The 12,646-nt window shown below is 74.7% G+C and carries 13 protein-coding genes; 6 read left to right on the forward strand and 7 right to left on the reverse strand.

All coding sequences use genetic code 11. The features are described from left to right. Window positions 1-17 precede the first annotated feature (17 nt). Entirely contained in the window at window positions 18-1,517 is a 1,500-nt protein-coding gene (locus tag ABZ945_RS18280; RefSeq protein ID WP_361270235.1) for a PLP-dependent aminotransferase family protein, read from the reverse strand. 102 nt (window positions 1,518-1,619) lie between these two features. Between ABZ945_RS18280 and ABZ945_RS18285 the strand changes: the two genes are divergently transcribed. From ABZ945_RS18285 to ABZ945_RS18300, 4 genes are all read left to right on the forward strand, one after another. After that, window positions 1,620-2,357 carry a hypothetical protein gene (locus ABZ945_RS18285; RefSeq protein WP_361270238.1) on the forward strand — a complete coding sequence of 246 codons (738 nt, stop codon included), beginning with the start codon at window positions 1,620-1,622 and terminating at the stop codon, window positions 2,355-2,357. Continuing rightward, complete coding sequence (locus ABZ945_RS18290; protein WP_361270240.1) at window positions 2,354-3,139, forward strand: glycerophosphodiester phosphodiesterase family protein; 786 nt, start codon at window positions 2,354-2,356, stop codon at window positions 3,137-3,139. The genes ABZ945_RS18285 and ABZ945_RS18290 overlap by 4 nt, the downstream gene beginning before the upstream one ends. Window positions 3,140-3,197: 58 nt before the next feature. Further along, on the forward strand, window positions 3,198-4,595 hold the full coding sequence (locus tag ABZ945_RS18295; protein WP_361270243.1) for an MFS transporter: 1,398 nt from the start codon (window positions 3,198-3,200) through the stop codon (window positions 4,593-4,595). 304 nt (window positions 4,596-4,899) lie between these two features. After that, window positions 4,900-5,274: an RNA polymerase-binding protein RbpA gene (locus ABZ945_RS18300; protein ID WP_026278069.1), complete on the forward strand. Its 375-nt coding sequence runs from the start codon at window positions 4,900-4,902 to the stop codon at window positions 5,272-5,274. A 339-nt stretch (window positions 5,275-5,613) separates the two neighbouring features. Here ABZ945_RS18300 and fxsA read toward each other — a convergent pair whose 3' ends face one another. From fxsA to ABZ945_RS18325, 5 genes are all read right to left on the reverse strand, one after another. Continuing rightward, entirely contained in the window at window positions 5,614-6,195 is a 582-nt protein-coding gene (gene fxsA / locus ABZ945_RS18305) for an FxsA family membrane protein (protein WP_361270246.1), read from the reverse strand. Window positions 6,196-6,252: 57 nt separating this feature from the next. Further along, the gene (locus ABZ945_RS18310) at window positions 6,253-6,666 is read right to left on the reverse strand and encodes an ankyrin repeat domain-containing protein (protein ID WP_361270248.1); all 414 of its coding nucleotides are present in this window, start codon (window positions 6,664-6,666) and stop codon (window positions 6,253-6,255) included. A 30-nt stretch (window positions 6,667-6,696) separates the two neighbouring features. Continuing rightward, complete coding sequence (locus ABZ945_RS18315) at window positions 6,697-7,509, reverse strand: polyprenol monophosphomannose synthase (RefSeq protein WP_361270251.1); 813 nt, start codon at window positions 7,507-7,509, stop codon at window positions 6,697-6,699. Between the two features lie 601 nt (window positions 7,510-8,110). Beyond that, the gene (locus ABZ945_RS18320) at window positions 8,111-9,760 is read right to left on the reverse strand and encodes an amidohydrolase (protein WP_361270254.1); all 1,650 of its coding nucleotides are present in this window, start codon (window positions 9,758-9,760) and stop codon (window positions 8,111-8,113) included. A gap of 22 nt (window positions 9,761-9,782) precedes the next feature. Then, entirely contained in the window at window positions 9,783-10,223 is a 441-nt protein-coding gene (locus ABZ945_RS18325; protein ID WP_248637201.1) for an Lrp/AsnC family transcriptional regulator, read from the reverse strand. Between the two features lie 204 nt (window positions 10,224-10,427). On the opposite strand from ABZ945_RS18325, the gene ABZ945_RS18330 reads away from it, so the two are divergent. Beyond that, complete coding sequence (locus ABZ945_RS18330) at window positions 10,428-10,853, forward strand: hypothetical protein (protein WP_361270257.1); 426 nt, start codon at window positions 10,428-10,430, stop codon at window positions 10,851-10,853. Window positions 10,854-11,114: 261 nt separating this feature from the next. Further along, complete coding sequence (locus ABZ945_RS18335; RefSeq protein WP_361270260.1) at window positions 11,115-11,336, forward strand: hypothetical protein; 222 nt, start codon at window positions 11,115-11,117, stop codon at window positions 11,334-11,336. Here the strand turns inward: ABZ945_RS18335 and ABZ945_RS18340 are convergent. Beyond that, window positions 11,296-12,471, reverse strand: a complete 1,176-nt coding sequence (locus ABZ945_RS18340; RefSeq protein WP_361270262.1) for an acyl-CoA dehydrogenase family protein — start codon at window positions 12,469-12,471, stop codon at window positions 11,296-11,298. The two genes, ABZ945_RS18335 and ABZ945_RS18340, sit on opposite strands and share 41 nt — an antisense overlap. Window positions 12,472-12,646 lie beyond the last annotated feature (175 nt).

Consider the following 12,646-nt stretch of genomic DNA (forward strand, 5'->3'; position numbering starts at 1 on the left):
CCCGAGGGCGCGGCCGGTCAGGCCACGAAGGTCCTCGGGGTCTCGCCCGTTCCGCTGGCGCCCGCGCGGACCAGCCGGGCGGCCGCGGCGAGGCGGGCGGCGGCCTCGTCGGCGACCGGGCCGGCCACCGTGAAGGGCAGCCGTACATAGCCCTCGAAGGCGCCGTCCACCCCGAAGCGCGGCCCGGACGGCACCCGGATGCCGACCCGCTCCCCCACCTCCGCCAGCCGGGAGCCGGACAGCCCCCCGGTACGCACCCAGAGGGTCAGCCCGCCCCGGGGCACCTCGAACTCCCAGTCCGGCAGCTCCCGGCGGACCGCCTCGACCAGGGTGTCGCGGTTCTCCCGGGCCTGGACGCGGCGCAGCGCGACCGCCTCCTCCCAGCCGCCGCCCCGCATCAGCCAGGTGACGGCGAGCTGCTCCAGCACCGGGGTGCCCAGGTCGGCGTAGGCACGGGCGGCGACCAGGGAGCGGATCACCTCGGGTGAGGCGCGCACCCAGCCGATCCGCAGCCCCGCCCAGAACGCCTTGCTGGCCGAGCCGACGGTGAGCACGGTGCCGCCGGCCGGGTCGTAGGAGCAGACCGGGCGGGGCAGCTCGATCCCGTCCTCCAGGTGCAGCTCGGACATGGTCTCGTCGACGACCAGGACGGTGCCGGCCGAGCGGGCCGCGTCCACCAGGGACCGGCGCTGGTCGTCGTCGGCGAGTGCCCCGGTCGGGTTGTGGAAGTCGGCGACCACATAGGCGAGCCGTGGGGCGGCGTCCCGCAGCACCTGCCGCCAGCGGGGCAGATCCCAGCCGGACAGCCCCTCGGCCATGGCCACCGGGACCAGCCGCGCGCCCGCCTCGCGCATCAGCTGGAGGATGTTGGCGTAGGAGGGGGATTCCACGGCGATCCGCTCCCCGCGGCCCGCGAAGAGGTGGCAGATGGCGTCGATGGCGCCCATCGCCCCGGTGGTGACCATGATCTGCTCGGGCATGGTGGGGATGCCCCGGCGGGTGTAGCGGTCGGCGATCGTCTGCCGCAGCGCCGGCAGCCCGGCCGGGTAGTCGCCGTGGGTGTGGGCGTAGGGCGGCAGGTCCTCCAGCGCGCCGTGGAAGGCGCGGGAGAGCCAGGGTTCGGGGGCGGGCAGGGCGGCGCAGCCGAGGTCGATCAGGGAGCCCAGCGACTCCGGAGGCAGCGGTTCCAGGCCGCGGGCGGGCAGCGGGTTGCCGGCCGGGACGGCGGTCCAGCTGCCGGCGCCGCGGCGGGACTCCAGGAAGCCCTCGGCACGCAGCGCCTCGTAGGCGGCGGCGACCGTGGTGCGGCTGACGGACAGCGCCAGGGCGAGCTCGCGCTCGGCGGGCAGCCGGGTGGCGACCGGGACGCGGCCCTCCAGCACCAGCAACCGGATGCCGTCGGCGAGCGCCCGGTAGGCGGGCGGGCGGCGGGTCCCGGGGCCGGCCGGGCGGGTCTGCTGCGCGCCGAGTTGCCGGGCCAGTTGGGCGGCACCCACCGCTGAGGTCCAGTCAGCCATGGAAATCAGTCCACCTTCCTCGGATTGGCCGTATTCGCCGGCCGAAAGCCTGCCACAGGGTGGTGGAAGTCAGTCCACCACCACTCCAACGGGGGGCGCAACATGTCCACGACGTCGGTTCAGCCGGCCACCACACCCCGGCCTGCCCGGCACCTCCCCCGCCGGCTGTTCCAGCTCTACGCCGGGCTCGCCCTGTACGGCTTCAGCTCGGCCCTGCTGGTTCGCAGCGGCCTCGGGCTTGAGCCGTGGAACGTGCTGCACCAGGGCCTGGCCGAGCGGACCGGGCTGTCCATGGGCGTCGTCCTCACCATCCTCGGCGCCCTGGTGCTGCTGCTGTGGATCCCGCTGCGCCAGCGCCCGGGGCTCGGCACCGTCTCCAATGTGCTGGTCATCGGCGCGGCGATGGACGCCTCCCTTCTGCTGGTCCCGGATGTGCACGGGCTGTTCGCGCAGACCGGGCTGATGGCGGCCGGGATCGTCCTCAACGGCATCGCCACCGGTCTGTACATCGCGGCCCGGTTCGGCCCGGGCCCGCGCGACGGGCTGATGACCGGGCTGCACCGGCACACCGGCCGCTCGATCCGGCTGATCCGCACGGTCATCGAGGTGTCGGTGGTGGCCACCGGCTTCGCGCTGGGCGGCTCGGTGGGCCTGGGCACCCTGCTGTACGCGCTGGCCATCGGCCCGCTGGCCCAGTTCTTCCTGCGGTTCTTCGACATCCCGGGCACCGGGGCGGGCGCCGTGGTCGCCGCGGGGACGCGGGCCGCGCCGGAGGCGGACGGCGGGACGGGGACCTCGGTGGACCCGGGTCGGGGAGCAGGGGCGATACTGCGGCGGTGAGCGCTCGCGTACCCCAGCCCGTACCCCGTCCCCATCCCTATCTGGACCACCCGCTCCCCCTGCCGTTCGCCCACCGCGGCGGAGCGGCGGACGGCCTGGAGAACACCGCGGCCGCGTTCCGCCGGGCCACCGCGGCGGGTTACCGCTACTTCGAGACGGACGTGCACACCACGGCCGACGGCCGGCTGGTCGCCTTCCACGACGCCACCCTGGACCGGGTGACCGACGCCCGGGGCAGGATCGGGGAGCTGCCGTGGAGCGCGGTGGCCGAGGCCAGAGTCGGGGGCACCGAGCCGCTACCGCTCTTCGAGGAGCTGCTGGAGGAGTTCCCGCACGCACGGTGGAACGTGGACCTCAAGGCGGAGTCCGCGCTGGGGCCGCTGGTCGACCTCATCCGGCGCACCGGCGCCTGGGACCGGGTGTGCGTCGGCTCCTTCAGCGAGGGCCGGGTCGCCCGGGCCGTACGGCTGGCCGGCCCGCGACTGGCCACCTCCTACGGGGTGCGCGGCGTGCTGGCGCTGCGGCTGCGTTCGCTCGGCGTCCCGGTGCCGCTGCGGGCGGGCGCGGTGGCGGCGCAGGTGCCCGAGACACAGGGCGGGGTGCGGGTGGTGGACCGGCGGTTCGTGGCGACCGCGCACCGGCTCGGCCTCCAGGTGCATGTGTGGACGGTGAACGAACCGGATCGGATGGCCCGTCTCCTCGACCTGGGGGTCGATGGCATCATGACCGATCATCTTCAGACGCTGCGCGGGGTCCTCACCGAACGGGGAGCCTGGGTCTGAGGTCCGGGGCCCGCCCATGATGTGGGCGGCGCGCCGGGCCGGCACCAAGGGGGCGGCAATGGACACACGCACCACCGGCCACCCGCCCGACGGGGCGGACGGCCCGGACGGGGCGGAGGACGCGGCGGCGCGGGCGGCCCGGCGGCGGGAGCAGCGCGGCTGGTACTTCTACGACTTCGCCTGCTCGGTGTACTCCACCAGCGTGCTGACGGTCTTCGTCGGGCCGTATCTGACCTCCGTGGCCAAGGCGGCGGCGGATCCGGACGGCTTCGTCCACCCGCTGGGCATCCCGGTACGGGCGGGGTCGGTCTTCCCGTACGCGGTGTCCGCCTCGCTGGTGCTGGCCGTGCTGCTGATGCCGCTGGCCGGAGCGGCGGCGGACCGCAGCGGGCGCCGCAAGCCGCTGCTGGCGCTGGCCGCCTATGTGGGCGCGGGCGCCACGGCCGGGCTGTTCCTCCTGGACGGCGACCGCTATCTGCTGGGCGCCGGGCTGCTCATCGTGGCGAACGCGGCGCTGGCGGTGTCGATGGCGCTCTACAACGCCTATCTTCCGCAGATCGCCGCCCCGCACGAGCGGGACGCGGTCTCCTCGCGGGGCTGGGCGTTCGGCTACACCTCCGGCGCGCTGGTGCTGGTGCTGGACCTGGTGCTCTACACCGGCCATGAGTCCTTCGGGCTGTCGGAGTCGGAGGCGGTCCGGATCTGCCTGGCCTCGGCGGGACTGTGGTGGGGCGCCTTCACCGTCATTCCGCTGCGGCGGCTGCGCGACCGGCGGCTGCCCCGTGCGGAAGGAGCGGAGGGGGCCGAGGCGGCCGGTTCGGGGTGGCGGCAGCTGCGGGCCACCCTGAAGGACATGCGCCGCCATCCGCTGACGCTCGCCTTCCTGCTGGCGTATCTGCTCTACAACGACGGTGTGCAGACGGTGATCTCCCAGGCCTCGGTATTCGGCTCGGAGGAGCTGGGCCTGGACCAGACGACGCTGATCACGGCGGTGCTGCTGGTGCAGGTGCTGGCGGTGGCGGGCGCGCTGGGGATGGGCCGGCTGGCCCGGACGTACGGCGCCAAGCGCACGATCCTCGCCTCGCTCGCCCTGTGGACGGCGATCCTGGCCGCCGGCTACTTCCTGCCGGCCGGCGCCCCGGTGTGGTTCTACGCACTGGCGGCGGCCATCGGGCTGGTGCTGGGCGGCAGCCAGGCGCTGTCCCGCTCGCTGTTCTCGCACCTGGTCCCGGCGGGCAAGGAGGCGGAGTACTTCGCGGCGTACGAGATGTCCGACCGCGGGGTGAGTTGGCTGGGGCCGCTGGTGTTCGGCCTCGCCTACCAGCTCACCGGCAGCTACCGGGACGCGATCGCCTCCCTGGTGGTCTTCTTCGCGCTCGGCTTCGTGCTGCTGGCCAGGGTGCCGGTACGCCGGGCGGTCGCCGCGGCGGGCAACCCGGTGCCGGAGCGGCTATAGCCGGATCCGGATCCGGATCCGGTGGCACCCGTCGGCGGGTGCGGTTTGAACACGACCACCGAAGACCGGTACTGTACGTCTTTGGCCTGCCTGGCGGACCGTTACTGCGTGCCGCCATGTTCGAGACACTCGGTTACATCTCTGTTCAGATGTGACAAACCGGGCAGTGGTGGGTACAACAAGGGGCGGCACGACGGGCGACGCATGACCCGGAACGGGAATCTTATCCGCCGACCGGACGTTGACCGGATGACGACGACAGCGACACCTGTCCTGTGGGCGACAAGCCCGGGAGGCACGATTCATGAGTGAGCGAGCTCTTCGCGGCACGCGCCTCGTGGTGACCAGCTACGAGACCGACCGCGGCATCGATCTGGCCCCGCGCCAGGCGGTGGAGTACGCATGCGAGAAGGGGCATCGTTTCGAGATGCCGTTCTCGGTCGAGGCGGAGATTCCGCCGGAGTGGGAGTGCAAGGTCTGCGGTAGCCAGGCGCTCCTGGTGGACGGGGACGGCCCCGAGGAGAAGAAGGGCAAGCCGGCGCGTACGCACTGGGACATGCTCATGGAGCGGCGTACGCGTGAGGAGCTGGAGGAGGTGCTGGCCGAAAGGCTGGCGGTCCTGCGCTCCGGCGCCATGAACATCGCCGTGCATCCGCGCGACAGCCGCAAGTCCGCCTGACGCGGACGACCGGAGGTTCGCCCGGCCCGGATGTCCACCTGAGGTGACCGCCTGACGGCGGGCGCCCGGCGCACGGCGGCAGAGCACCAACGCCGAGGGGCGGCGGTACGTGATCCACGTACCGCCGCCCCTCGGCGTTTCCCGCGCCCGGTCCGGTGTCGCCCGGGGCCGGGGCCGGCGTTTCCCGTGCCTGGGCCGGCGCCCCGTCCGGCGTTTCCCTGGGGCCGGGGCCGGCGTTTCCCGCGCCCGGTCAGGCGTTTCCCTGGACCGGGTACGCGTTTCCCGCGCCCGGACCGGCGTCTCCCGTGCCCGGGCCGGGCCGGTCCGCGGGTGCGCAGGTCAGCGGGTGAGGGGCGGGCGGGGGCCGGGGTCGCCGCCGGTGTCCTGGCGCGGCGGGGTGTCATCGCGGATCACCTCGCCCTGGACCACCTTGCCGTCCGGGCGGTGCATCCGGGCCTGCTGGAAGGCGCCGCCCAGGGTGCCGGGCGCCGCCGCCCGCATCCGGCGCTCCAGCCGGCGTTCCGTCGAGCGGCCCACGGCGGCGCGGACCGGCGGGACGAGCAGCAGCAGACCGGCCGCGTCGGTGACCAGCCCGGGGAGGATCAGCAGCAGTCCGGCGAGCATCAGCAGTCCGTTGCCCTCACTGCCGCGCCCGGTGGGCGGGGCCGCTCCGGGCTCCTGCTGCCGCTGCACGGTCTCCTGGAGGTTGCGGAAGGCCCGGCGGCCGGCCCGCTTCACCACCGCCCCGCCGAGCAGGGCGGCACCGGCGAGCAGGGCGAACACGGTGAGCCCGCCGGCCGCGTCGGCCACCAGGATCAGCAGCCAGATCTCCAGCACCAGCCAGGCGGCGAGGGCGAGCGGGACCAGGGAGCGGGTTCGGGAGCGCTTGCGGGTGTCGGGGGGCGGTGCACCGGTCGTCATGCTCCCAGTGTGCCGAAGCGCCGGTCGTACCGGCGTAAGAGGACCGGCGTCGGAGGTTCAGCGCGTGGCGGCGAGCAGGAGGGCGGCGGTCTCCGGGTGGGGGCCGGCCTCGGCCCACTCCAGCGGGGTGCGCCCCTGGCCGCCGTCCTCGCGGAGGGCCGGATCGGCCCCGTACGCCAGGAGTGCGCGTACCGCCTCGGTGTGGCCCCAGCAGGCGGCCGCGCACAGCGGCGTGCCCTCGGAGCCGAGGCCGGCGCTCTCCCGGTCGGGCGAGGCGCCGGCCCGCAGCAGCAGACCGGCGATCTCGGCGTCACCGTGCACCGAGGCGGCGTAGAGCGCGGTGGTGCCGTAGGCGTCCGCCGTGTCCGGGTGGAGTGTGGTGCGCAGCACCGCCCGCACGGTGGCGGGGTCCTCGGTCCCTGCCGCCCAGACCAGCCGGCCGGCCAGCTTCTTCCGCAGTCGGCTCTTCACGCCGCCCCCCTGTCCATCACGCGTGCCGGGTCAGCGCCCGGGCTCGCCGGGCTCCCGGGGCGGACGGGCGGATCCGTCCTGGCCGCCGCGGCCGAGCAGCTTGCCGGCGCGGGAGCCGACACCCCAGGCGGTGACCCGCCACAGCGCCTCGACCACGATGTCCTTGCTCATCTTGGAGTCGCCGAGCTCTCGCTCCACGAAGGTGATGGGCACCTCGACCACGTGGTAGCCGGCGGTCACCGCGCGCCGGGCCAGGTCCACCTGGAAGCAGTACCCCTGGGAGGCGACCTCCTCCAGGCCCAGGCCCTCCAGGGTCTCCTTGCGGAAGGCCCGGAAGCCGCCGGTGACATCGCGGATCGGCACATCGAGCAGCAGCCGCGAGTAGGTGCTGCCGCCGCGGGAGAGGATCTCGCGGTGCTTGGGCCAGTTGACCACCCGGCCGCCCGGCACCCAGCGGGAGCCCAGCACCAGGTCGGCGCCCTTGAGGGCGGTCAGCAGCCGGGGCAGCTCCTCGGGCTGGTGGGAGCCATCGGCGTCCATCTCGACCAGTACGCCGTAGCCCTGCTCGATGCCCCAGCGGAAGCCGGCCAGATAGGCGGCGCCGAGGCCCTCCTTGCCCTTGCGGTGCAGGACGTGGACGTGGTCGTCCTCGGCGGAGAGCTCGTCGGCGATCTTCCCGGTGCCGTCGGGGCTGTTGTCGTCCGCCACCAGGATGTGGGCCTCGGGCACCGCCTCGCGCACCCGGGTGACGATCGGCGTGATGTTCTCGGCCTCGTTGTAGGTCGGGATGATCACCAAGGCTCTGCCGAGCGGCCCGTAGCGCCTCTGGTCACCGTCGTTCACTGCTGCCCCTCACGTCCGTACACGGATGACCACCATAGCGAGCCGCGGGCGGGGCCGGGTGGGCGGCGGCCGGGTAAGGGGAGGCGGGGAGCCCGCGGGCCGGGCGCCGGCGGGCGCCCATGGGGCCCGGAGTCCTTCGGGCCGACCTGGCGCCCGCTGGCTGCGGGTCGACCGAAAGCCGTTGTCTACTGAACGTCCGGGCCCCACCCGGGTCCGCACCCTCCCCCGCTCCGGGGACGCGCCCGGGAGCGGGAGGGACACCCTTTCCGGCTCTCACCGGACCCGCTCACGAGGCGAGGGCGCTGGACCTGGCTCCCAGTGGCGGCGCGCCGGGTCGGCGTACCGCCCCATGGCCCAGCGGCACTCGACGACCGCGGGAACGGTCCGGCCGGACGGATGTCCTGGAGTGGACCCGGCCGAAACTACCCGTCCGCGACCGCGCGCTGTCAATACCCGAACCACCCGGTGGACGGCGGTTGAACAGCAGGTCAGTGCGGATCGGTGCCGGATCGGCGGGAAAGATCCGCAGGTCGTACGGGCCCCGGCGGGGCGCCGGACCGACCGCGGGCGGGATGCGGGCGGTGTCCGGAAAGCGCGTGCCTCACTCGTTCGGTCGTACGAAGACGGTCCGTCCGCCGACCACGGTCCGCAGGCAGACCGGCAGCTCGGCGCCGGGGGCCAGGTCGGGCAGTCCCGGGGTGCCGGAGCGGGGGTCGGTGGACCAGCGGGCGACCCGGTCGTCCGGCGCCTGGACCAGCAGCTCCCCGGTGCGCCAGACCGCGTAGTCGGCGGGGGCGCCGGGGACCAGCACCCCGGCGTCGTCGCGTCCGGTGGCCCGCCAGCCGCCGCGGGTGTGGGCGGTGAACGCGGCGCGGACCGAGATCCGGTGCTCGGGGGTGCGGTGGAAGGCGGCGGCCCGGACCGAGCCCCAGGGGTCGAGCGGGGTCACCGGGCTGTCGGAGCCGAAGGCGAGCGGCACCCCGGCCCGCAGCAGCGCCGCGAAGGGGTTGAGGGTGCGGGCCCGCTCCGCGCCGAGCCGCTGGGCGTACATCCCGTCCTCGCCGCCCCAGGCCGCGTCGAAGGCGGGCTGTACGGAGGCGGTGAGGCCGAACTCGGCGAAGGCGGCGATCGTCGCGGGGGTGAGCATCTCGGCGTGCTCCACCCGGTGCCGGGCGGCCCGGATCCGGGCCGGGCCGACCGTCTCGGCGGCTCGGCACACCCCGTCGGTCACCGCGGTCAGGGCGCCGTCGCCGATGGCGTGGAAGCCCGCCTGGAGGCCCGCCTCGGTGCAGGCGGTGACATGGGCGGCGACGGCGGCCGCGTCGAGGTGGGCGGCGCCGGTGCCCGGCCCGTCGGCGTACGGCTGGTGCAGACAGGCGGTACGGGAGCCCAGGGAGCCGTCCGCGAAGAGGTCGCCGGCCGCGCCCAGGGCGCCCAGCTCCCGTACCCGGTCGGCGTCCTTGGCGCCGGTGACCGCCTCGGCCCAGTAGCCGACCACCCGGGGGCCCGGCTCCCGTCCGGCGAGGGCCAGCAGGGCGGTGAAGTCCTCCTCGTCGGAGATCTCGGGCCCGCCGCACTCATGGACGGTGCCGATGCCCTGGGCGGCGGCGTGGGCCAGTGCGGCCCGCTGGGCCTCGGCGCGCCGGGCCGGGGTGACCGCGGCGTGCGCGGCGGCGCGGACCGCGTGGTGGGCGGCGCCGGTCAGCGGGGCGCCGGGGTGGAAGCCGTCGAGCGCGGTGACCCCGGGGACCAGGTCCAGCAGGGCGGTGGTGGCCACCGCGGAGTGGACGTCGATCCGGGGCAGGTAGAGCGGGCGCCCGCCGGCCGCCTCGTCCAGTTCGGTACGGGACGGGGGCCGCCCCTCCGGCCAGCGGGAGGCGTCCCAGCCGTGGCCCAGCAGCACCCGGTCGCCCGGGCGGCCCGCCGCGTACGCCCGTACCGCCGCCAGCGCCTCGGGCAGCGTCCGGGCGGCGGAGAGGTCAAGGCCGGTCAGCGCGAGCCCGGTGGCGGTGGTGTGCACATGGGCGTCGGTGAAGGCGGGCGCCACCAACGCGCCCCGGAGGTCCACCACCTCGTCCACCCCGCCCGCGAAGGCGTCGGCCGCGCCCTCGGAGCCCACCCAGGCGACATGGCCGCGCTCGACCACCATCGCGGTGGCGAAGGGGTCGGCGGGGCTGTGGACTTCTCCACCGCGCAGCAGCACGGTGCGGTGCCCGGGGTCGGCGGACTCGGACTCGGTCGTGGACGTCATGGACCAAGGTTAGGTTCGCGGCTCAGACGCGCGGCGGACGGGCCTCGTAGGGGGTGGAGAGGACGACCGTGGTACGGGTGGAGACACCGGCCTGGGAGCGGATGCGGGTGAGCAGGTGCTCCAGCTCCAGCGGCGCCGAGACCCGCACCTTGAGGATGTAGTTCTCCTCGCCGGCCACGCTGTGGCAGGCCTCGATCTCATGGATGTCGGCGAGCCGCTCGGAGATGTCGTCGGGGGCGCTGGGGTCGAAGGGTTTCACCGAGATGAACGCGGTCAGCGGCAGCCCGACCGCCTCCGGGTCCACCACGGCGGCATAGCCGCGGATGACACCGCGCTGCTCCAGCCGGCGCACCCGCTGGTGCACGGCCGAGGTCGACAGACCGGTGGCCTTGCCCAGGTCGGTGTAGCTCATCCGCCCGTCCTTGACGAGCAACTCCACGATCTGACGATCCAGCTCCTCCATGCGGTCAACCTATTGCCCCGGACCACCCCGGGCACAGCCGGAGGGGGTCTCGGAGCGCACCTGCGAGCGGCATGTGACCAACGCCACAGGACTTCGGACCGTGCGGGCCGTGACCGGATGGTTATTCGCGCGGGCGGAAGGGAATTGCTTGCTGTGGTCGTGACCGCGTGAGCCCGGTCGGCCCACCCGAGGGGGAGATTCTCCATGCAGGAGCCTGTTGATTCCGTCGTGCCGCTTGAGGACGACGAGCCTGACACCTATGGCGCGAACGCCTATGACACGTTCGAGATGTTCCGGGTCGTCTGCCCGGACTGCGCCCAGCCGATCGCGCTGCTGGCGGACGAGGAGGTGCTTCCGGAGCACGCGCTGTGTCCCTCCCCGTGGAACCCGTTCGTGCTGACCGTCTGCGCCGGCACCGGCCGGGCCGCCGCGGACGCCCGCCCCGCCGACCACTCCAAGGAGCCGGTGGAGCAGGAGACGGCGCTGCTGCTGACCCTGCCGCAGGGCCTGGACTGGCGGACCCAGCCGTTCTCGCATGTGGGCGGCCCCGGCTCCCGCCCGGTGAAGGCGGTGGCCCCGCTGCGGCCGCTGCACCGCGCCACGCCGCCGGAGGTACGGCGCGCCGCCTGACCCCGCCCGGCATCCCCACCGCCCGGCCGCTCCCCTCGGGGCGCGGCCGGGCGGTGCCGTATGCGCCGGAGGCTCCCGGCGGGACGGGGACGGCGCGAACTGGCGGCCGAATCCCCGGGGCGGTGACCCGTGGGGGCCGCGCCGCGTTGGCCCGGTATGAGCCTGCTGGACTCGACCTGCCCGGCCACCGGCTACGGCACCGCCCGGTTCCCGGCGCCCCCGTCGGACGAGGGCCGAACGGAAGAATCGGTTCCGTGGCCGGTGGGGACTCGGGAAGGACCGGCGGCGTCGGCCGATCCGCCGATCTACCGGGCGCTGGTCCGCCAGTGGGCGAGCGGCGGGCGGACCGTGCCGGGGCGGCCGGACCAGGAGTGGGTCCGGCTCACCGCACGGCCGGTGAGCGCCCCGGGAAGCGGGCAGGTGGGAGCCCCGGGGCGCGGGCTCAGCGGGTGGTCTCCGGGCCCGCGAGATGGCGGGCGATGACCATCCGCTGGATCTGGTTGGTGCCCTCGACGATCTGGAGCACCTTGGCCTCCCGCAGATAGCGCTCGGCCGGGAAGTCGGCGGTGTAGCCGTATCCGCCGAGCACCTGGACGGCGTCGGTGGTCACCCGCATCGCCGCGTCCGTGCAGAACAGCTTGGCCATCGCCGCCTGGCGGGAGAACGGGGCGCCCTCGTCCCGCAGCCGGGCCGCGGCCAGGTAGAGGGAGCGGCCGGCCTCGATCTGGGTGGCCATGTCGGCCAGCATGAAGCGCAGGCCCTGGAAGTCGGCGATCGGCCGGCCGAACTGGCGGCGGTCGGTCGCGTACGCCACCGCCTCGTCCAGCGCGGCCTGGGCGACGCCGATGGCGCAGGCGGCGATGCCGAGCCGGCCGGAGTCCAGCGCGGAGAGCGCGATGGAGAAGCCCTGGCCCTCCTCGCCGATCCGCCGGCCGTCCGGCACCCGCACCCCGTCGAAGTGCACCTGGGCGGTCGGGGAGCCCTTCATCCCCATCTTCTTCTCGGGGGCGGCGGCCGACAGCCCTTCCGCGTCGCCGGGCACCAGGAAGGCGGTGATGCCCTTGGGGCCCTCGGCGCCGGTACGGGCCAGCACGGTGTAGAAGTCGGCAATGCCGCCATGGGTGATCCAGGCCTTGGTGCCGGTGATCACCCAGTCGTCGCCGTCCCGCACCGCCCGGGTGCGCAGCGAGGCGGCGTCCGAGCCGGAGGACGGCTCGGAGAGGCAGTACGCGCCGAGCAGGCCGCCGCCGAGCATGGCGGGCAGATGCTCGGCCTGCTGCTCCTTGGTGCCGTAGCCGGCCAGCGCGTGGCAGGCGAGGGAGTGCACGCTGACCCCGAGCCCCACGGTGAGGCGGGCGGCCGCCAGCTCCTCCAGGACCTGGAGGTAGACGGCGTACGGCTGGTCCCCGCCGCCGAAGGCGGAGTCGTACGGGAGCCCCAGCAGTCCGGACTCGGAGAGCAGGGCGAAGGTGTCGCGCGGGAACCGGCCGGCGTCCTCTTCCTCGGCGGCGCGGGGGGCGATCTCCCCCTGGACGATGTCGCGCACCAGGGCGATCAGATCCCTGGCCTCCTCGGTGGGCAGTACGCGGTCCACCTGCTGCGGGGCGCGGTCGGTCATGGGGGCGCTCTCCTCCCTGTCGGGCGCTGCGGGGGCGCGCGCGAAGGGTTGGGGGCGGCGCCGCCGGAAACCACTGCCCGTCCGATGCCGCCCTCACGGATCTCGCGAGGGGCTGACCTGCGGCTGCGGGCGCGATGAGTATGCCCGATCGGCGGGCTCCCGTCACGGGTGGAGA

Origin of the sequence: Streptomyces sp. NPDC046887 (genome assembly GCF_040644755.1) — a bacterium.
GTDB lineage: Bacteria > Actinomycetota > Actinomycetes > Streptomycetales > Streptomycetaceae > Streptomyces > Streptomyces lichenis.

Excerpts from the sequence above, each read along its gene's own strand:
- fxsA (WP_361270246.1), bottom strand. The coding sequence starts at position 6,195 with ATGACGACCGGTGCACCGCCCCCCGACACCCGCAAGCGCTCCCGAACC.
- ABZ945_RS18300 (WP_026278069.1), top strand. The coding sequence starts at position 4,900 with ATGAGTGAGCGAGCTCTTCGCGGCACGCGCCTCGTGGTGACCAGCTAC.
- ABZ945_RS18340 (WP_361270262.1), bottom strand. The coding sequence starts at position 12,471 with ATGACCGACCGCGCCCCGCAGCAGGTGGACCGCGTACTGCCCACCGAG.
- ABZ945_RS18330 (WP_361270257.1), top strand. The coding sequence starts at position 10,428 with ATGCAGGAGCCTGTTGATTCCGTCGTGCCGCTTGAGGACGACGAGCCT.
- ABZ945_RS18280 (WP_361270235.1), bottom strand. The coding sequence starts at position 1,517 with ATGGCTGACTGGACCTCAGCGGTGGGTGCCGCCCAACTGGCCCGGCAA.
- ABZ945_RS18325 (WP_248637201.1), bottom strand. The coding sequence starts at position 10,223 with ATGGAGGAGCTGGATCGTCAGATCGTGGAGTTGCTCGTCAAGGACGGG.
- ABZ945_RS18320 (WP_361270254.1), bottom strand. The coding sequence starts at position 9,760 with ATGACGTCCACGACCGAGTCCGAGTCCGCCGACCCCGGGCACCGCACC.
- ABZ945_RS18285 (WP_361270238.1), top strand. The coding sequence starts at position 1,620 with ATGTCCACGACGTCGGTTCAGCCGGCCACCACACCCCGGCCTGCCCGG.
- ABZ945_RS18295 (WP_361270243.1), top strand. The coding sequence starts at position 3,198 with ATGGACACACGCACCACCGGCCACCCGCCCGACGGGGCGGACGGCCCG.